Source organism: Acinetobacter sp. AYS6 (genome assembly GCF_025630795.1).
Taxonomy (GTDB): Bacteria; Pseudomonadota; Gammaproteobacteria; order Pseudomonadales; family Moraxellaceae; genus Acinetobacter.
Window position 1 is genome coordinate 658,425 of the sequence record NZ_JAOTNV010000004.1, and the last position, 19,467, is coordinate 677,891.

Below are 19,467 nucleotides of genomic sequence, written 5' to 3' on the forward strand. Positions count from 1 at the left end.
AACCGATTAACCTGCCACCTGAATTGCTGCTTTCATATCTTTAACAGCTTGAACCAGACCTACAAAAACACTTTCAGCAATAATTGAATGCCCAATATTTAATTCATGAATTTGTGGAATAGCTGCAATTGGCACAATATTTTTAAGATTAAGGCCATGACCCGCATTTACAACTAAACCTTTTGAAGCTGCGTATTCAACACCTTTGATAATACGCGCCAACTCAGCCTGTTGCTCTTGCTCTGTTGTTGCATCTGCATATGCACCGGTGTGCAACTCAATCGTAGGTGCGCCACATGCAACTGCTGCATCAATTTGAGCTAAATCAGCGTCAATAAATAATGATACGTCGCAACCAATAGCCGCCAAAGTCTGAGTTGCAGCTTTAACTTTTTCAAAGTTACCGACTACATCTAAACCACCTTCAGTTGTTACTTCTTGGCGTCTTTCAGGAACAAAGCAGACATGCTGTGGTTGAATTTCTTTCGCAAACTCGACCATTTCATCAGTAACAGCCAACTCTAGATTCATACGTGTTTTTAGTAATGGTCGCATACGACGCACGTCATCATCTTGAATATGGCGACGATCTTCACGCAAATGCAAGGTAATCCCTTCTGCACCAGCTTGTTCACAAATAAGAGCAGCTTCTACAGGGTCTGGGTAAGTAGTACCGCGCGCCTGTCTTAAAGTAGCAACATGGTCTATGTTTACACCAAGCAATGCAGCCATAAATAAATCCTAATTACGATTGAGTTTGAGTATTTTGAATCCACAATTGTCGACTTTTTAGGGGACGGTCTCCTAAAAGCGATGTAATCATTTGACGGTATAGTTTACCTAATAATTGCAATTGTTCGTGAGAAAAATCCTGCCCTTGCTCATAATCCAACATAGACAAAATTGCTTTCCCTGACAAAGAAGAACGACCCGCTTGCACAACAGGAGCGAAGCCTTCTGTCACTTGAAATTGATAAAACTGATGAGCCTGAATCGGTTGTTGTTGGGTATCAATTGAGAAATCAATCGCGTATCCAAGTTCAGGAAGTAAAACATGCTCGAATTGGCGCAAAATCTGCCTAAGAAAAAGGTCAGGATTTTCATGAGAAGATAATTGTTGTAATTGAAGTAACGTTAACTGATATTGCTCAAAAGTTTGTGGCATTGTCTCTTCTAACGGACAAAGTCTAAGAACAACTTCATTTAAATAAAATCCGGCAAAAAAAGCATCACCAAAAAAGAAAACTGGCTGATTTAAGATTTCAAGCTTAGTAAAATTCTTTAATTCACTTTTACCCGTTGCCTGCAATCGGATAGGTTGATACTGAGGGGGCGGAGTCTGTCTTAAAATACCATCGACTCGCCCATACTCCTGAGTAAAAAGATGCACAATATGACTTTTCTCACGGTACTTACGGTGGTGAATCATATATCCATGAAGGACTTCATTGCGCATCATAAAAAGAAACTATTCCTCAGATTCTTTTTCTTTTTTGTCATCCTCATCATCGCCATCAGGAATTACCGCCCCTACAACCGCTGCTGTACCTTTGACAACACCTTTTGTAGTTTTATAGGCGATACCTACTGGTACGGTTACAAGCTTATATACACAACCTTGCAACATCAAAGTACATCCAATTATAGCGACCAATGATGTAATTGTTTTCATACCAGTATCCTTATCCTTTAGATATCACTATATCCTAAGCTTTTTAAAGCACGCTCGTCATCAGACCAGCCACCTTTCACTTTTACCCAAAGTGTGAGCATAATTTTTTGCTCAAACATCTTTTCCATGTCTTTACGAGCATCCATACCGATTGTTTTAAGCTTGGCACCTTTTTCACCAATCACAATCGCTTTTTGGCCAGCACGATCTACAAAAATCGTTGCATCAATATAAGTACAAGCTGGTTTTAAACGACCCGTTTTTTCATTAACAGTCTCTTCTTCCGTTTTGAAAGATTCAATTTGTACTGTTAAATCATAAGGTAGTTCTTCACCTAACTGACGCATGATTTTCTCACGAATAATTTCGCTAGCTAAAAAGCGTTCAGAACGGTCAGTAATCTGATCAAATGAATACAAAGGTGCTTGATAAGGAAGATACTTTTCAATTGTTTCGCTCAAGTGTTCCAGATTTGCTCCGCGTAATGCAGATACAGGAACGATCTCGGCAAAATTCATAAGCTTGGCGCGCTCTTGAATTAAAGGAAGAATATCTCTTTTATCTTCAAAAGTATCAGCCTTGTTAATCACCAAAATAACTGGCATTTCAGCATTCTTGAGTTTTTCAAGCACTAAGTCGTCATTTGGAGTCCACTTATAGGCATCAATAACAAATAAGACCAAATTGACGTCACGTAATGCAGAATGAGCTGCACGGTTCATCATTTTATTAATAGCGCGTACTTCTTTTTTATGCATACCTGGGGTATCTACATATACCGCCTGCATTTTTTCACGCGAATCAATACCAATAATTTTATGACGTGTTGTTTGAGGTTTACGCGAAGTAATAGAAAGCTTTTGACCTAATAAATGGTTCATGAGGGTAGATTTACCCACATTTGGACGTCCTACAATCGCCACAAATCCGCTCTTAAAATCCGAAGGAATTGTCACGCCTTTGGAACTAAAAAATTGATCAATCAGATTATTAGGATCTTGGTTCTCATTTGAATCTGGATTGATTTGATCAGAATGCATCGACATGCAGGTTATTGCTCCAATAACTTTAAAATTTCCGCCGCTGCTGCCTGCTCGGCAAAACGACGACTTGAACCCTCACCATGAATCTTTGATAAACCATCTATCAAACATTCAACTTTAAAGTGCTGGTGAGGTGCATCACCCTGAATATCTACAACCTCGTAAACAGGGAGAGGTTTTTTACGTGCTTGTAGATACTCTTGTAAACGTGATTTCGGGTCTTTAAGTTGATCCGTAGGTTCGATATGGTCTAAATAGGGTACATACCATTTTAGCACAATATCGGTAAGTAAGTTGAGATCACCACTATCAATATAAATTGCACCAATAATAGCTTCTACCGTATCAGCCAATATTGACTCACGATGATGACCGCCAGATTTCAATTCGCCCGTACTTAATATTAAACACCGGCTAAGTTGCAAATCGGTTGCAATCTTACCTAAAGCTTCCTGACGTACTAAAGTCGCTCGCATACGCGTTAAACGACCTTCGTTTTCATTTGGATAGGCATGATATAGATAATTGGCAACAATCATGCCTAGTAATGAATCGCCTAAAAACTCCAAGCGCTCGTAATTGTATTTATGACTCACCGAACGATGAGTCAAGGCTAACTGTAACAATTCAAGCTGCTTGAATTGATATCCGATTCGACTCAATAAGCGAGGATCACTTAGTTTGAACTGATGTTTTATCAAAACTCTTCTCAAATGTTAAAACTAAATCAATATTTGATAAGAAGGGTTTTCTTACCTCATATTTCTTTTGGACTTTTAGACCAGACTCATTAAACACTTGCGCAATCTCTTTGAAATGAAGATCACGAATATTGTTCATTTCCAGTCGCTGATCCATTTGTGTCATAAACTTCTGCGGGGTGATGTCAGAAGAGCTTTCTTGTAAAAGCTCTTCTATTTGATTATTAATCAATCGATCATCCCAATATGCTGGCCAAACTGCAAGTACAGCTTTTACTGCAACCGCAAATATAACCACCCCAAATAAAATTGCTAAATACGAAGTACCTTGTTGTGCCTTACGCATTTCTTTTTTTCCTAATGGTTGTTTTTAATCTATTTTTCCATTTCGGCCAAAGTTAGGAAGATGTAAACCCGGTTCTTTATGCATCCAGACATAGAATGCTCGCCCTGTTAAATTTTCTTCAGGAACGAAACCCCAAAAACGACTGTCTGCACTTTGATCACGGTTATCCCCCATTGCAAAGTAATGTCCTTTTGGAACAGTCACTTCCCAATATAAACCGTCTTGGTTGGCATATTTACCATTTTCAACATAGTTGATAAACGGTGCTTGACGCGCCACATTTACGCCTTCAAGTTCACGCATCGTAAAGGTGTGCGTACCAATCGTCTCTTTATGATAAATAGACGTTGGGGTATCTAACACATCTTTTTCACGACTAAACTGTGTTGATACTTTCGGTACTTTTTGTCCGTTAATAGTCAATTGTCCATGATCATAAACAATATGATCACCTGGCAAACCGATTACACGTTTAATATAGCTGATGGTAGGTTGAGGTGGATAACGGAATACAATCACATCACCACGTTTTGGTTCTCCTACATCAATAATTTTCTTATTGACGATAGGTAAACGCACACCATAATCAAATTTATTAACCAAAATAAAATCACCAGTTTCTAAAGTAGGTACCATAGAGTCTGATGGAATATTAAATGGTTCATAAAGAAATGAACGAAGTACAAGAACTACAGCTAAAACTGGCCAAAAGTCATAGGCCCATGTAATAACAAAATTTTCGTTCCCGCGCCCTTTATTTGCACGCTGTTTGAATACAAGTTTATCTAACAACCACACTGCAAATAGAATCAGCGTAACCGGAACAAGAATTAAATTAAAATCAAAATCCACACGACCTCACTCGCAGCCTAGCTGCTTGTCTCTTAAAGTGGGGAAAAGCAATATCTCACTTCCCCCACCCTCATTTCTTATCTTTCTACTTTCAATACAGCCAAGAACGCTTCTTGTGGAATTTCAACACTTCCCACTTGTTTCATACGTTTCTTACCTTCTTTTTGTTTAGAAAGTAGTTTTTTCTTACGCGAAACGTCACCACCATAACATTTTGCTAATACGTTTTTACGCATCGCTTTTACAGTAGAACGAGCAATAATTTGTGCACCAATAGCCGCTTGAATAGCAACGTCGTACATTTGGCGAGGAATCAAATCTTTCATTTTCTCAACCAATGCAATACCACGATGACGCGCGTCATTACGGTGACAAATCATAGCCAAGGCATCAACCTTGTCACTATTAATTAATACATCAACCTTAACTAAAGCTGAACTTTCGAAACGCACAAAGTTATAGTCAAGCGATGCAAAACCACGAGAACATGATTTTAATTTATCAAAGAAATCCATAACGACTTCAGCCATCGGGATTTCAAAGGTAATAGAAACTTGATTACCCAAGAATTTCATATCTTTTTGAACACCACGGCGTTCAATACATAGGGTCATTACATTCCCTAAATATTCTTGCGGAACAAGGATATGACATTCTGCAATCGGTTCACGCAAATCTTCTACAGTAGATCCGTCTGGCATTTTTGATGGACTATCGATATAAATCGTTTCGCCTTTCTTGGTTAATGCTTCATAAATTACGGTAGGTGCAGAACTGATGAGATCAAGATCATACTCACGCTCTAAACGCTCTTGTACAATCTCCATGTGTAGCATCCCTAAGAAGCCACAACGGAAACCAAAACCTAGTGCATCAGAACTTTCTGGTTCAAAGAATAAAGCCGAGTCGTTGATCTGCAATTTTTGTAGCGCTTCACGGAATGGCTCAAAATCACTCGCATCAATCGGGAAAAGACCAGCGTAAACCTGTGGTTTAACCTTTTTAAAACCCGGTAAAATCGCAACATCAGGTGTAGATGCAAGCGTAATAGTGTCACCTACTGGTGCACCAAAAATATCTTTAATACCCGCAATAACAAAACCTACTTCACCAGCTTCAAGAATATCTGTTTCAGTATGCTTAGGATTAAATACACCTACTGAAGTTACCGGATGAGTTTGTCCTGTCGATTTAACCAACATTTTGTCGCCCTTACGGATACGACCTTGTTTAATACGAACAAGAGAAACTACACCTAAGTAGTTATCAAACCATGAGTCGATAATTAATGCTTGCAATGGAGCATCACGATCGCCTTCAGGCGCTGGAATAACATCGACTAAACGCTCTAAAACACCTTCAACACCTAAACCAGTTTTTGCCGAACAGGTTGGTGCATCAGTTGCTTCAATTCCGATAATTTCTTCAATTTCATGAATTACACGTTCAGGTTCAGCCTGCGGTAAATCAATTTTATTTAAAATAGGAAGAACTTCGAGACCTTGTTCAATTGCTGTATAACAGTTTGCCACTGATTGTGCTTCTACACCTTGTGCAGCATCTACAACCAATAGCGCACCTTCACATGCAGCTAATGAACGAGAAACTTCATACGAGAAGTCTACGTGTCCAGGAGTATCAATAAAGTTAAGTTGATATTCCTGACCATTAGGATGGGTGTAATACAGCGTGACAGAAGCGGCTTTAATGGTAATCCCACGTTCGCGCTCAAGCTCCATTGAGTCTAAGACTTGAGCTTGCATTTCACGATCTTGTAGACCACCACACATCTGAATAAAACGGTCAGCCAATGTAGACTTACCATGGTCAATGTGAGCAATAATCGAGAAATTTCGTATATTTTTGATATCGACGGATTTTTTAGCTTGCGCCATGGGTTACCTTGAGAAAATATAGAGTGCTATGTAGCTTGTTTTAATACACAGCCAAAGCAGTTAAATAAATTGCGTGAGATTATAACAGATGGATATTTTAAAGTATCCAAAATAATCATGAGCTTTGTACATATGTTTTAACAAGGACAATCACCGCGAGCATATTGCTTTAGGTTATCGAGCATATGAAACGGTAAAATCATAAGGGTTTATGCTTGAATCAAGCGGCTTATATGCATGAGTAAAAGTTGGAGACATTCGTTTTGGGCGTCCTGTAGCAATTTCAATACATGCCCATTTGGTATTTCCAACAAATAATACAGCCTGATCGAATGGACGGAAAAATACATACTGGCGGAACGAATAAAGAGCGTTAATGTCATCTAACCATGTGCGCAATACAAGTTGTTCGCCTTCAAATGCAGCTTTACGATATTGCACATGATGCTCAACCGCGACCATTGCATGTTTTAGCTCAAGATATTTAGTTACCCCTACTCCTAATGTTTCAACATGAGCAGCAGCGACATCTTGCATCCACTGTACATACATCACATTATTTACATGTCCTAACGCATCAATATGATGTGGCTGTACCTGAATATGTAAATCAAAAATACTACTCACAAATGTTCACTCTTATTTATTAACTTTTAAACTGAAAGAAGTGTAGGTAGATATCACTATACGCTCAAGATAAATAACAAAAAACCACCCATGTTTAGGGTGGCTCATTGTTGCTTTTTTAAGTTTATTGGATACGTAAACCTAGCATTGCACGTTGTCCTTGACGAATAATGGCAACACGAGCTACCGTATTTTTTTGCAAATTAGAAACAACTTTTGCAAAATCCTGACTATTTAAAATCTGGTTATTGTTGACTTGAACAATCACATCACCCGGAATGATATTTGACAATGATGCTAAGCCACCACGGCGAACATCTTGTACGTAGATACCACCTTTTACACTTAAAGCACTTTTCTCTGGTTCAGCCAAATCACGAATACTCATTCCTAAAACTGGTCCTTTAGATACAGCACTTTGCGCACCTGTGGCAGGTGTTTCATCTGGAGCGGTCGTTAAGGTCGCAGAAATATTACGGGTTTTATCATCACGTAATACTTCAAACTGAACAGTTTGATTTGGCTGTACTTTATTTAACGCATAGAGTAAATCACTCGTACGAAGTACAGATGCACCATTTAATTTTAAAATCACATCCCCAGCTCTAAGACCTGCTTTTTGTGCAGGCGAGTTCGGAGAAATTTGAGTAATTAAAGCACCTTCAGGTTTTGGTAATTTATAGGCCTCTGCAAGGTTTCGGTCAATATCTTGCATCATCACACCAAGATAAGAGCGTGTTACCTTACCTTTAGTTTTAAGCTGTTCGGCAACATCCATCGCTACGTCAATCGGGATAGAGAAAGACAAGCCCATATAGCCGCCAGTACCACTAAATATTCGAGAGTTTACGCCGACCACTTCACCATTTTGGTTAAACAATGGACCACCAGAGTTACCCGGGTTTAACGCAACATCAGTTTGAATAAATGGTACCGAAGTTTCACCACTCATATTTCGTGATTTAGCACTGACAATACCTGCCGAAGCTGAGTAGTCAAAACCAAAAGGCGAACCAATGGCTAAAACTGGTTCTCCGACACGTAAACGGTCAACATTCCCTACTCTTAAAGCTGGGTAGCTATTTCCGGTCACCTTTAATAAGGCAACGTCTGTACGCTCATCACTACCAACCACCGTTGCATCAATTTCACGGCGGTCATTTAAAGTAATACTGATGCGTGAGGCATTTTCAATCACATGGTGGTTTGTAAGTAGGTAACCATCTTTACTAATAAAGAATGCACTACCATATGCGGTTTTTTCTTGTGGACCTTGTTGCTGTGGAATGATGACCTGATTTCCAAAGAAACGTTTTAAAATTTCAGGAACTTGCTGCTGCAATAATTCATCCTGAGTCATTTTTTTTACGACGTTTACACTCACCACTGCTGGACTAACTTGTTCAACGAGGTTTGAAAAATCAACAGCAGCATTTGCCTGAACAGCAGCAACTGTAAATACCGCTGCATACATTCCTTGTTGTAAATAGCGAGTTTTCATTCGGTGCTCACCCACAATTGGTCTACGAGAATAAGAATAAAACTGTTGTATCACAACGCTTTGGGGTTGTGCGTAACAATATGTTTATTTGTAAGACATCATCACAATCATTATTTTACGCATTGCAACTTTTTAAGCCAATTGCAATTTTTCTCTGAGTTAGAGCGCTTAGGCTCTTGCCTTTTTAGATAAAAAGGGGTGTCATTAGCGGACGTTTTAGATTGTTGCGAATGGACATGCCTAATTTACAGACAATTCACCACTTTGACGTGATTATTGTGGGCAGCGGCGGTGCTGGTTTAAGTCTGGCTTTATCGTTACCAAATCATTTTAATATTGCAGTTTTAGCCAAAGCTGCTTTAACCGAAGCAAGTACCTTCTATGCTCAAGGTGGTGTTGCTGCTGTTCTGGATGAGACCGACTCTATTCAACAGCACATTAATGACACTATGATTGCAGGTGCTCATTTATGTGAAATGGATGCGGTACAACATACCGTAGAAGGAGGTCGTCCTTCTGTTGATTTTCTTTTAAAGCAAGGCGTGCAATTTACTCTCGATGAAGATGAGCAACTTCACTTAACTCGCGAAGGTGGTCACTCTCAGCGCCGCATTATCCATTCAGCTGATGCAACAGGTAAAGCCATTTCAACCACCTTGGTTGAGCGTGCCAAAGAACGTAAAAATATTACTATTTTTGAAAACTATATTGCGATTGATTTAATTACTTCGCATAAAGTAGGCCATACCGACCAAGCGAATCGCGCTATTGGTTTATATGCATTAGATGAAAATACTGAAAAGGTTCATACCTTCCTTGCACCATTCACCGCGCTAGCTTGCGGCGGTGCAATGAAAGCTTATCTATACACATCTAATCCGGATATTGCCACAGGTGATGGTATTGCAATGGCCTTCCGTGCAGGTTGCCGTGTAGCCAATATGGAATTTAATCAGTTCCATCCAACTTGCCTGTACCATCCACAAGCCCGCTCTTTTTTAATTACCGAAGCTATGCGTGGTGAAGGTGCTTATTTGCGCCTACCTGATGGCGAACGTTTTATGTTGCGTTTTGACGATCGTGCAGAACTGGCTCCTCGCGATATTGTCGCACGTACAATTGACCACGAAATCAAGCGTCTCGGTATTCGTCACGTGTGGTTAGATATTACCCACAAATCACCTGAGTTTATTAAAGAGCACTTCCCTACACTTTATGCACGATTGCTTGAGTTAGGTATCGACATTACCAAAGACATGATTCCAGTGGTGCCAGCAGCTCACTATACATGTGGTGGTGTTGTAGTTGACTCAAATAGCCAGACAGATATTGAAGGCTTATATGCGATTGGTGAGACTTCTTATACGGGTTTACATGGTGCAAACCGTATGGCAAGTAACTCATTACTTGAGTGCTTCGTTTATGGTATGAGCGCAGCAAAAGATATTGAAAATAAATTTGATGAAAAATTCAAATTACCAGAAGTGCCAACTTGGGATGACTCTCAAGTAACCAATCCAGATGAAGATGTGGTTATTTTACAAAACTGGGATGAGTTACGTTCGACCATGTGGAACTACGTTGGTATTGTAAGAACCACGAAGCGTTTAGAACGTGCTTTACACCGTATTGAAATGTTAAAGCGTGAAATCACTGAATATTATCAAGACTACCGTGTTAGTAAAAATCTGATTGAACTACGTAACCTTGTTTTAGTATCGGAAATGATTGTTCGCTGTGCTATGCAACGCAAAGAATCACGCGGTCTACATTACACCCTCGATTATCCAGAAACGTCGAGTGAGATTCGTAAAACAGTTCTAACACCGCCAAATTTTGCAGTAGAACAGCCATTGGTTAATACTGATATTTAAGCTGTTTTTCTATAAAAAAGCACAGTTCAGACTGTGCTTTTTGTTTACTTTGATATTTATGATTTAGGTGGAATTGAATAAGTCGCGGTCACATGCGCAACGGGTTCATCCAACCCTACTGAATAAATCCAGACCTCACCTACCACCAAGCTCTTTCCGACTTTCATGAGTTTACACTCACTGCGTAAGTCTTGATCACCTGCGGGCTTTCTTAAAAAATTAATATTAAAGTTGGTGGTTACGGCTAAACCAACAATGCCGATTTCCCCTAATATCGCAATATATAAAGCAAAGTCTGCCAAAGTCATCATGGTTGGGCCAGATATGGTGCCACCAGGACGTTGATGTCTTTGATCGACATGATAATAAACAACCGCTGCTTTGGGTGTGACTGATTCAATCGTGCAATGTTCAAGACTTGGTGGAAATTCCTTTTCAAGAAATGCCACGATTTCTTCTTTTGAGCTTTTCATCCTTGTTATTCTTCAATCTGTAAATCATATGTAAGATAGCATAAGAAAATAACAGATATTTTCTATGACGTTTTAAATCAGAATTAACGTCATTTTTCACCACTCCCGTAAAATATGAGAGTGGCTCACCCACTTGCTTAGCCTAAATATTGCAAAGCTTGCTCAAATACCTGATCAGGGCTTTGTGTTGCATCTAATCGCTTAATACGCTCCGGTTCAGCTTTCCACAAGGTTTCATAACCTTCACGGACCTTAGTGAAAAAACTTAACTTTTCTTGTTCAAAACGGTCTAAAGCTCCGCGTTCACGTGCACGGTCCATCCCGAGTTCAATTGGTGCATCTAACCAGAAAGTCACCTCTGGCATGCGTGAAACAAAGTTCTGATTTAAAAGCTGTAATTTATGTTGGCTTAAACCACGACCAGAACATTGATAAGCAAAACTTGCATCAGTAAAACGATCGCTTAATACAATTTTATTAGATTCTAGAGCTGGCAAAATGACCTGTTGTAAGTGTTGAGCACGTGCCGCATAAATGAGTAGTAACTCTGTATCATGACTCATATTTTCGTCATGGTTCACTGCCAAAAGCATCGAACGAATTTGTTCAGCTAGCGGTGTGCCGCCCGGCTCTCGTGTTAAAACAACTTGTTTACCTTGCTCTTCAAAATACTGATGAATTTTTCGAATGAGTGTAGTTTTACCTACCCCTTCCGTGCCTTCAAAGCTAATAAACATCTCTTTTCCTTATTTCTTCGATCTCAACACGGATAAATAGTCCTGCACCGCTTGATTATGCGCTTGCAAACTTGCCGTAAATTTATGCCCACCATTACCAGTCGCTACAAAGTAGATGTTGTTTGAGTCATCTGGATGTAACGCTGCTTCAATAGCTTTTTGGCTTGGTAAAGCAATTGGAGTTGGCGGTAAGCCATTAATTGTATAAGTATTATATGCTGTTGGAGTACGGAGATCTTCTCGGGTAATGTTGCCTTTATAGTTATTACCCATTCCGTAAATAACAGTTGGATCTGTTTGTAAACGCATACCGAGTTTTAAACGGCGAACAAAAACGCCAGAAACTTGTGTAAGTTCACTGTCTAAACTTGTTTCTTTCTCAACAATAGAAGCCATAATTAATGCTTCATATTTATCTTTATAAGGTAAATTCGGCGCACGATTTGCCCAAGCTGCATCGAGAGCTTTCATTTGACGGTGGTATAAATCGGTCAGAATTTTCTTGTCATTCTCGCCTTTAGCGAAGAAATACGTATTCGGTGCAAATAATCCTTCTGGATGACCATAAGGAATGCCAAGTGCTTTCATCAGCTGATCATCTGGTAAATCTAATATTGTATTTTTTACGTTTTTATCATTTTTGAGTGCAGTAATAAGCTGTTTAAAAGTTGTACCTTCAATCACCAAAACACGGTTCATCTGAGCATTATCCGCATCAGATAACATCTCTAATACTTCTCTTACACTCATTCCCTGTTCAATTTCATACACACCAGCTTTCATGCTGTCATGAATCATAAATTTCTGATAAAGCTTCAATACCACTGGAAAGCTAATTTTGCCTTCTTTCGCCAAACGATCAATAAAACCAGAATAGGTTTCACCAGATGTAATCGATAACATCTGTTTTTTGCCTTCAATAGGATAAGCTTTAAATAGACTCGACCATAAAATGGCAAAAGTAGAAATTAAAACAATAAAAAGGCCAATTAGAACCAATCGCTTAGAAAATTTTGGAGCTTGTTTTTTGTTATTTTTCTTGGCGTTTTTTGCTTTCGCATTCACAGGTGGCTTCGGCATATTAATGAATCTGATTTAAGTTAAGGAGATGAAATAAATCTATGCATGCCTGTGTTTCTAGCATTTTATCCCCTAAATGAGTGACTACTCGCATGGGGTTTAAAGCATTACAAAAGAATAGACTTTGTATTTCAGATACTTCATCTAATTCAATTACACGTACTTCACAGGCAATATCATGGTGCTGCATGCGCGCCAAAATTTCTGCCCGCATTACACCGTGGACGCCATTATAGCGAAGTTCCGGAGTAATCCATCTATCATTTAAACGAATAAAACAATTACTGCTGATCCCTTCAACAATATAACCTTGTACATCAGTAACTAATGCTTCAGCCCACCCTAGTTGGTCTGCTTCTTTTTTTAGCAATACTTGCTCAAGACGGTTTAAAGATTTAAGCCCAACCAAGCTCGGCATGGTTAAACCTAAAGCCTGATTTAAAACTCCGCACTGGATAAAGTCTGGCTGAAATTGCTCTAAAGCTTTCGGATAAAACCAGATATAAATATCGGCGTCATGCTTTGGCAAACTATAACCACGTTCACCTTCACCACGACTAATCACAATTTTTAAAGTGCCGTTCAGCACGAGATTCTGCTTTTGTAGTTGTTGTAAGCTCTGCTCTATTAATTCAAAATCCGCAGTTAAAGACAGTTTTTGACATGCAAGTTTTAGACGCTCCCAATGTCTTTCTTGAAGCTCAATTTTATTTTCAAAAACACGAATTGTGGTAAAGCATCCATCCCCATAATGAAATGCTCGATCCAGTAAAGGAATGGTTTCAACAGGTTGCCCATTTTTAAAACACCACATGTTTAATTCACCCTTTGCTAAAAACCACCCAACAATACAACACCTTTCATTTAAATAATAAATGACTGATTTTAAAAAATTATACCGATTTCATATCTACTTTTGAAACTTGTTCTATATCAAGATTTAAGAATTACTTATCTCTTTTTACTATTTCTATTTTTTTCATATTAAATTCGTTTTTTATTATTTTTTTAGAATAAAGACTAGCGCTATTCTGCGTTCATGTTTTGAACATTTCATATTTTTTGAGGACTTATCTCATGCGTTTTTCTCAATTAAAAGTCGGGGTTATCGCTGCACTTCTATCTGTTTCATCATTTGCAGCTCAAGAATTTTTAAACGTTTCTTACGACCCTACTCGTGAGTTATATACAGATTTCAATAAACAGTTCGGTACTTACTGGAAACAACGTACTGGTCAAGATATTGAGTTCAAACAGTCACACGGCGGTTCTGGCAAACAGGCTCGTGCAGTGATTGATGGCTTAAATGCAGATGTAGTGACATTAGCGCTTGCAGCTGATATTGACGAAATTGCTGAAAAAGCAAAATTACTCCCAACTGACTGGCAGAAAAAACTGCCACAAAACTCTACCCCATATACCTCAACAATTGTGTTTTTGGTACGCAAAGGTAATCCAAAGCAAATTAAAGACTGGGCTGATTTAATCAAACCAGGCGTAGAAATTATTACACCAAACCCGAAAACCTCAGGTGGTGCCCGTTGGAATTATCTAGCAGCGTGGGCTTGGGCAAAACATCAACCAGGTGGCAATGATGCAAAAGCACAAGAGTATGTCCGTCAAATTTATAAGCACACTAAAGTTCTAGATTCTGGTGCACGCGGTGCAACCACAACTTTTGCTGAACGTGGTATTGGTGATGTATTACTAGCTTGGGAAAATGAAGCTCATTTAGCTCTTCGTGAACAACCAGGCAAATTCGAAATTATTACCCCGTCTCTTTCAATTTTGGCCGAACCTCCAGTCGCAATTGTAGAAAAGAATGCAACTAAAAAAGGCAACTTAACCATTGCTAAAGGCTATCTCAACTACTTGTATTCACCAGCTGGCCAAGAAATTGCAGCACGTAACTTCTACCGCCCGCGTAATGCAGCCGTTCTTAAGAAATACAGCAATGTATTTAAGCCATTGAAACTCGTTACGATCGACAAAGAGTTTGGTGGTTGGACGAAGGTACAAAAACAACACTTCGACAATGGTGGTGTTTTCGATCAAATCGTGAAAATCAATAGTGCAGAGAAGTAATTCTTTGTACTAAAGATAAGGAGAACAGACATGATTCACACTGTAATTGTTCCGGGTGTAGGTGGAAGTGAACAACAGCATTGGCAATCTTGGTTGCAGCGTAAACTCGTGTCTAGTTCTCGTGTTGAGCAAAAAAACTGGGATAGACCCGTATTAAGCGAATGGGTTGAGCAATTCGTTAAAACAGTTCAAGTAGCGCCAGCTCCTATACAAATTGTTGCTCATAGCTTTGGTTGCTTAACAAGTGTGGCTGCTCTAGCAGAGTATCCAGAGTTAAAAAACCGAGTTAAGAAACTTATTTTAGTCGCTCCAGCAAATCCAGCACGCTTTGGGGAAGCAGGATTTGCTCGACATAGTTTGACCGACTTCAAAGCGTATTTTCATCAGTTAAAGATTGATGTGCCAACATCTCTTCTCATTAGTGAAAATGATCCGTGGCTCGGCTTTTTTGATGCTTTACAACTTGCGAATGCATGGAAATTAAATCCGGTTAACCTTGGTGAAGTCGGCCATATTAATGTTGCCTCAGGTTTTGGACCGTTTCCGGATTTGCTGAATTATTTGATTCCAGAAGATTCGATGTGTAGTCACTCATCTATCGACCCGGTAAAGACTCATTTCTCTTTGAAATTTGCTTAATACCCATCCTTATATTGCATCGTTTATCTTTATTTATTCGCTTACTGGTTTCAGCAGGCTTTTCTCTTTGAGGAAATATCATGTCGCAGCGATCCCGAGTGCTGCCTGGGTTTGGTCTATCTTTGGGCTTCACCCTCGCCTATGTATCTTTTATTGTGCTTATTCCATTAGCCGCAGTCTTTATCAAATCATTTGGAATCGGATGGGACGGGTTATGGGAAATTTTAACGTCTGAGCGTATTTTAAAATCGCTTCAACTCAGTTTTAGTTCAGCTTTAATAGCAGCCTTTATTAATGTTGTGTTTGGCCTACTTCTGGCTTGGTGCCTTGTACGCTATAACTTTCCTGGAAAACGTCTGGTTGATGCATTAGTTGATCTACCTTTTGCTCTTCCAACCGCAGTTGCAGGTATTGCACTAACTTCGCTCTATGCCCCTACTGGCTGGCTTGGACAATATTTAGAACCCTTGGGCATTCAGGTCGCATATAGTCCAATTGGTATTACATTGGCATTGGTCTTCATTGGTATTCCATTCATTGTAAGAACAGTACAGCCTGTACTTAGTGATATTGAAACCGAGCTTGAAGAAGCAGCTTCGGCACTTGGCGCGAATCGCTGGCAAACTATTACTAAAATTATTTTACCGATATTACTACCGGCTCTATTCACAGGTTTTGCTTTAGCATTTGCCCGCGGCGTCGGTGAATACGGTTCAGTTATTTTTATTGCGGGTAACCAGCCGTTTAAAACAGAAATTGCGCCACTTATGATCATTTCACGCCTTGAAGAATATGATTACGCAGGTGCAACCACTATTGCTGCGGTCATGTTAGTTCTCTCTTTCATTATTTTATTTGCCATTAATTTACTTCAAGCGTGGGCGAACCGTCGTACAGGGAGAAATGTCACATGAACCTACATACAGACAGCAATGCACTTGCCTTGAAATTGCAATCTCGTGACGCGACACGTGAGCCGACTTGGGTACGTTATACCCTAATTACCATTGCACTGATTTTCTTTCTCAGCTGCCTGATGTTGCCACTTATTTTGGTTTTCGTTGAAGCATTTAAACAGGGACTTGAAGTCTATGTTCAGGCTTTGATTGATCCAGATACATTATCAGCAGTGAAGTTAACATTACTCACCGCAGCAATTGCAGTTCCGATTAATGTGATATTTGGTGTGGCTGCAGCTTGGGCTGTCTCTAAGTTTCAATTTAAAGGTAAGGCAATTTTAACCACCATCATTGATATGCCTTTTTCGGTTTCACCCGTTATTGCAGGTTTAATGATCGTATTGATTTTTGGTGCACAAGGTTGGTTAGGCGGCTGGTTAATGGACCACGACATTAAGATCTTGTATGCCGTGCCTGGAATTGTTTTAGCCACTATCTTTATTACGGTTCCCTTTGTAGCACGTGAATTAATTCCACTCATGGAAGCTCAAGGAACTGAAGAGGAAGAAGCAGCAATTGTACTCGGTGCATCAGGATGGCAAACCTTTTGGAAAGTGACACTTCCAAACATTAAATGGGGTTTGATTTACGGCGTGATTCTGTGTAATGCCCGCGCAATGGGTGAGTTTGGTGCAGTATCGGTAGTTTCCGGCCACATCCGCGGTGAAACTAATACCCTGCCACTTCATGTCGAAATTTTATATAACGAGTACACCTTTAGCGCAGCGTTTGCCGTGTCCTCATTACTTGCTTTCTTAGCCCTATTAACACTGATATTGAAAACGTGGTTAGAACTACATCAAGACAAACCAGAACCGCATTCAACTGATTCGTAAGGAATGAAATCATGAGTATTCAAGTTAAAAATATTGAAAAACACTTTGGTGCATTCCATGCGCTTAAAAATATTTCCCTAGATTTCCCGGAAGGTGAACTGGTTGCCCTACTCGGCCCATCTGGTTGCGGTAAAACAACTCTACTTCGAATTATTGCAGGTCTAGAATCAGCTGATGGCGGTCAAGTGTTACTTGAAGGTGAAGATGCAACAAATGTACATGTGCGTGAGCGTCAGGTCGGCTTTGTATTTCAACATTATGCTTTATTTCGTCACATGACTGTGTTTGACAATATTGCCTTTGGATTACGTGTTCGTCCTCGTGCAACACGTCCTTCAGAAGCTGAAATTAAAAAACGTGTTACTCGTTTACTTGATCTAGTTCAACTTGGATTTTTGGCAGATCGCTACCCTGCTCAACTCTCGGGCGGACAACGTCAGCGTATTGCTTTAGCCCGTGCCTTGGCAGTCGAACCACGAGTATTATTACTTGATGAACCATTTGGTGCTCTAGATGCCAAAGTCCGTAAGGAGTTACGTCGCTGGTTACGCAACTTGCACGATGAATTGCATATCACTTCAATTTTTGTGACCCACGATCAAGAAGAAGCACTTGAAGTTGCAGATCAGATTATTGTCATGAATAAAGGTAATGTCGAGCAGATCGGTTCACCGCGTGAAGTTTATGAAAAACCATCAACACCATTTGTATTTGATTTCTTGGGTCAGGCAAATCGTTTTGAAGGTGAAAACACAGACGGTATTATCCGTATTGGCAATGACCTTATTCAATTACCAACGTTAGTTGAAGCGCCTCAAGGAAAAGTGATTGCTTTTGCCCGTCCAGATGAGTTACATATTCACTCGCAACCGCAAGCGAATACGATTGAAGCGACGTTTGTACGTGAAATCTGGATTGCTGGAAAAGTTGTGGCGGAATTACAAGACCGTAATGGACGTTTAATTGAGATTGCTCTGAGCAATGAAGCTGCAAAATTACATGCGTTTAAACCAAATCAAACTGTTTGGGTGAGTGCATCTCAACTGCACTTATTTGCAGATCAAGTTGCTTAAGAAATATATTTGGTGAGGAAATATCTGGCGGAACTAAAGCCCGTCCTCACCTCTTTTGAGGAAAAGAGTTAATGAACTTTCAACAATTAAGAATTATCCGAGAAACTGTACGCCAAAACTTTAACTTAACCGAAGCATCGGCTGCACTCTACACGTCTCAATCGGGTGTAAGTAAGCATATTAAAGATTTAGAAGATGAGCTAGGTGTACAACTTTTTATACGAAAAGGTAAACGTCTTTTAGGTTTAACCGAACCAGGTCAATCTCTTCTTGGCATCGTTGAACGCATGTTAGTTGATGCTGAAAATATTAAACGCCTTGCAGAAGACTTTAATAAAGTTGATGAAGGAACATTAACGATCGCGACTACCCATACTCAGGCACGTTATGTACTGCCTCCGATCGTCAATCAATTTAAGAAGTTATTTCCTAAAGTTCATTTAATTTTACAACAAGCTAGCCCTGTTGAAATTTCAGAAATGCTCTTACAAGGTGAAGCAGATATCGGAATTGCGACAGAGTCTTTAACAACTGAAGAAAATCTAGCAAGTATTCCTTACTATCAATGGCAACACAGTATTATTACACCGCAAAATCATCCTTTAGTGCAGGCAGAAAAAATTACGCTTGAACTTTTAGCGGACTATCCACTTATTACTTATCATGGCGGTTTTACAGGTCGATCTAAAATTGACAAAGCCTTTGAAGAAGCTCAACTTGATGCCGATATTGTAATGTCAGCTCTTGATGCGGACGTGATCAAGACTTATGTCGAGCTCGGCATGGGCGTTGGGATTGTCAATGATGTGGCCTATGACACAGAACGTGATCATCGCTTAAAACAAACTAAAACTGATATTTTTGGTGTCAATACAACATGGATTGCGGTTCGTAAAGGCCATTTACTACGCGGCTATGGTTACGAGTTTATTTCTTTATGCTCACCTGATGCTGATATTAAAGCACTTAAGAAAATTGCTTACCCAGATGAATAAAGATTAAAAATAAATAAAAGAGCTTTTTAGCTCTTTTATTTTATTAGACGTAAAAAAAAACGAGCCGTAGCTCGTTTTT

21 protein-coding genes are annotated in these 19,467 nt (G+C 39.5%); 7 read left to right on the forward strand and 14 right to left on the reverse strand.

The window, feature by feature from the left end:
- Nucleotides 1-6 precede the first annotated feature (6 nt).
- The 10 genes from pdxJ to OD757_RS03975 all read right to left on the reverse strand — a co-directional run bounded on the left by pdxJ (nucleotide 7) and on the right by OD757_RS03975 (nucleotide 8,637).
- On the reverse strand, nucleotides 7-732 hold the full coding sequence (gene pdxJ / locus OD757_RS03930; protein WP_263030918.1) for a pyridoxine 5'-phosphate synthase: 726 nt from the start codon (nucleotides 730-732) through the stop codon (nucleotides 7-9).
- Nucleotides 733-745: 13 nt separating this feature from the next.
- Entirely contained in the window at nucleotides 746-1,459 is a 714-nt protein-coding gene (gene recO / locus OD757_RS03935; protein ID WP_034679079.1) for a DNA repair protein RecO, read from the reverse strand.
- Between the two features lie 9 nt (nucleotides 1,460-1,468).
- Nucleotides 1,469-1,672, reverse strand: a complete 204-nt coding sequence (locus OD757_RS03940; protein ID WP_004790744.1) for an NF038104 family lipoprotein — start codon at nucleotides 1,670-1,672, stop codon at nucleotides 1,469-1,471.
- Nucleotides 1,673-1,689: 17 nt separating this feature from the next.
- The gene (era, locus tag OD757_RS03945) at nucleotides 1,690-2,712 is read right to left on the reverse strand and encodes a GTPase Era (protein ID WP_263031015.1); all 1,023 of its coding nucleotides are present in this window, start codon (nucleotides 2,710-2,712) and stop codon (nucleotides 1,690-1,692) included.
- Between the two features lie 11 nt (nucleotides 2,713-2,723).
- Nucleotides 2,724-3,416, reverse strand: coding sequence for a ribonuclease III (gene rnc, locus OD757_RS03950; protein WP_034679083.1), 693 nt, complete (start codon nucleotides 3,414-3,416; stop codon nucleotides 2,724-2,726).
- Nucleotides 3,388-3,762: a DUF4845 domain-containing protein gene (locus OD757_RS03955; protein WP_005307477.1), complete on the reverse strand. Its 375-nt coding sequence runs from the start codon at nucleotides 3,760-3,762 to the stop codon at nucleotides 3,388-3,390. The genes rnc and OD757_RS03955 overlap by 29 nt, the downstream gene beginning before the upstream one ends.
- A gap of 24 nt (nucleotides 3,763-3,786) precedes the next feature.
- A complete protein-coding gene (gene lepB / locus OD757_RS03960) occupies nucleotides 3,787-4,614 on the reverse strand; it encodes a signal peptidase I (RefSeq protein WP_263030919.1) in 828 nt (275 codons plus the stop codon).
- A gap of 77 nt (nucleotides 4,615-4,691) precedes the next feature.
- A complete protein-coding gene (gene lepA, locus OD757_RS03965) occupies nucleotides 4,692-6,509 on the reverse strand; it encodes a translation elongation factor 4 (protein WP_009393568.1) in 1,818 nt (605 codons plus the stop codon).
- Nucleotides 6,510-6,683: 174 nt separating this feature from the next.
- Nucleotides 6,684-7,136 carry an acyl-CoA thioesterase gene (locus tag OD757_RS03970; protein WP_263030920.1) on the reverse strand — a complete coding sequence of 151 codons (453 nt, stop codon included), beginning with the start codon at nucleotides 7,134-7,136 and terminating at the stop codon, nucleotides 6,684-6,686.
- A 124-nt stretch (nucleotides 7,137-7,260) separates the two neighbouring features.
- Nucleotides 7,261-8,637, reverse strand: coding sequence for a Do family serine endopeptidase (locus OD757_RS03975; protein WP_009393584.1), 1,377 nt, complete (start codon nucleotides 8,635-8,637; stop codon nucleotides 7,261-7,263).
- 230 nt (nucleotides 8,638-8,867) lie between these two features.
- Here OD757_RS03975 and nadB point away from each other — a divergent pair, with 230 nt between their 5' ends.
- Nucleotides 8,868-10,511 carry an L-aspartate oxidase gene (nadB, locus tag OD757_RS03980; RefSeq protein WP_263030921.1) on the forward strand — a complete coding sequence of 548 codons (1,644 nt, stop codon included), beginning with the start codon at nucleotides 8,868-8,870 and terminating at the stop codon, nucleotides 10,509-10,511.
- Between the two features lie 56 nt (nucleotides 10,512-10,567).
- On the opposite strand, the gene OD757_RS03985 is transcribed toward nadB, so the two are convergent.
- The 4 genes from OD757_RS03985 to pabC form a co-directional block, all read right to left on the reverse strand.
- Nucleotides 10,568-10,984, reverse strand: coding sequence for a PaaI family thioesterase (locus tag OD757_RS03985; RefSeq protein WP_016137371.1), 417 nt, complete (start codon nucleotides 10,982-10,984; stop codon nucleotides 10,568-10,570).
- Between the two features lie 137 nt (nucleotides 10,985-11,121).
- The gene (gene tmk, locus OD757_RS03990) at nucleotides 11,122-11,721 is read right to left on the reverse strand and encodes a dTMP kinase (RefSeq protein ID WP_263030922.1); all 600 of its coding nucleotides are present in this window, start codon (nucleotides 11,719-11,721) and stop codon (nucleotides 11,122-11,124) included.
- A gap of 9 nt (nucleotides 11,722-11,730) precedes the next feature.
- Nucleotides 11,731-12,801 (reverse strand): endolytic transglycosylase MltG, encoded by a 1,071-nt coding sequence (gene mltG / locus OD757_RS03995; protein WP_263030923.1) that lies wholly within the window; start codon nucleotides 12,799-12,801, stop codon nucleotides 11,731-11,733.
- 1 nt (nucleotide 12,802) lies between these two features.
- Nucleotides 12,803-13,615: an aminodeoxychorismate lyase gene (gene pabC / locus OD757_RS04000; protein ID WP_263030924.1), complete on the reverse strand. Its 813-nt coding sequence runs from the start codon at nucleotides 13,613-13,615 to the stop codon at nucleotides 12,803-12,805.
- 263 nt (nucleotides 13,616-13,878) lie between these two features.
- Between pabC and OD757_RS04005 the strand changes: the two genes are divergently transcribed.
- The 6 genes from OD757_RS04005 (at nucleotide 13,879) to OD757_RS04030 (ending at nucleotide 19,388) form a co-directional block, all read left to right on the forward strand.
- Nucleotides 13,879-14,886 carry a sulfate ABC transporter substrate-binding protein gene (locus tag OD757_RS04005; protein ID WP_263030925.1) on the forward strand — a complete coding sequence of 336 codons (1,008 nt, stop codon included), beginning with the start codon at nucleotides 13,879-13,881 and terminating at the stop codon, nucleotides 14,884-14,886.
- Nucleotides 14,887-14,916: 30 nt separating this feature from the next.
- Nucleotides 14,917-15,525, forward strand: coding sequence for an alpha/beta hydrolase (locus OD757_RS04010; protein ID WP_263030926.1), 609 nt, complete (start codon nucleotides 14,917-14,919; stop codon nucleotides 15,523-15,525).
- 80 nt (nucleotides 15,526-15,605) lie between these two features.
- Complete coding sequence (gene cysT / locus OD757_RS04015) at nucleotides 15,606-16,439, forward strand: sulfate ABC transporter permease subunit CysT (protein ID WP_034679088.1); 834 nt, start codon at nucleotides 15,606-15,608, stop codon at nucleotides 16,437-16,439.
- Nucleotides 16,436-17,320, forward strand: a complete 885-nt coding sequence (cysW, locus tag OD757_RS04020; protein ID WP_009393600.1) for a sulfate ABC transporter permease subunit CysW — start codon at nucleotides 16,436-16,438, stop codon at nucleotides 17,318-17,320. Before cysT ends, cysW begins: the two co-directional genes overlap by 4 nt.
- 11 nt (nucleotides 17,321-17,331) lie before the next feature.
- Nucleotides 17,332-18,393, forward strand: coding sequence for a sulfate/molybdate ABC transporter ATP-binding protein (locus OD757_RS04025; protein WP_263030927.1), 1,062 nt, complete (start codon nucleotides 17,332-17,334; stop codon nucleotides 18,391-18,393).
- 71 nt (nucleotides 18,394-18,464) lie between these two features.
- Complete coding sequence (locus OD757_RS04030) at nucleotides 18,465-19,388, forward strand: CysB family HTH-type transcriptional regulator (protein WP_009393590.1); 924 nt, start codon at nucleotides 18,465-18,467, stop codon at nucleotides 19,386-19,388.
- Nucleotides 19,389-19,467 lie beyond the last annotated feature (79 nt).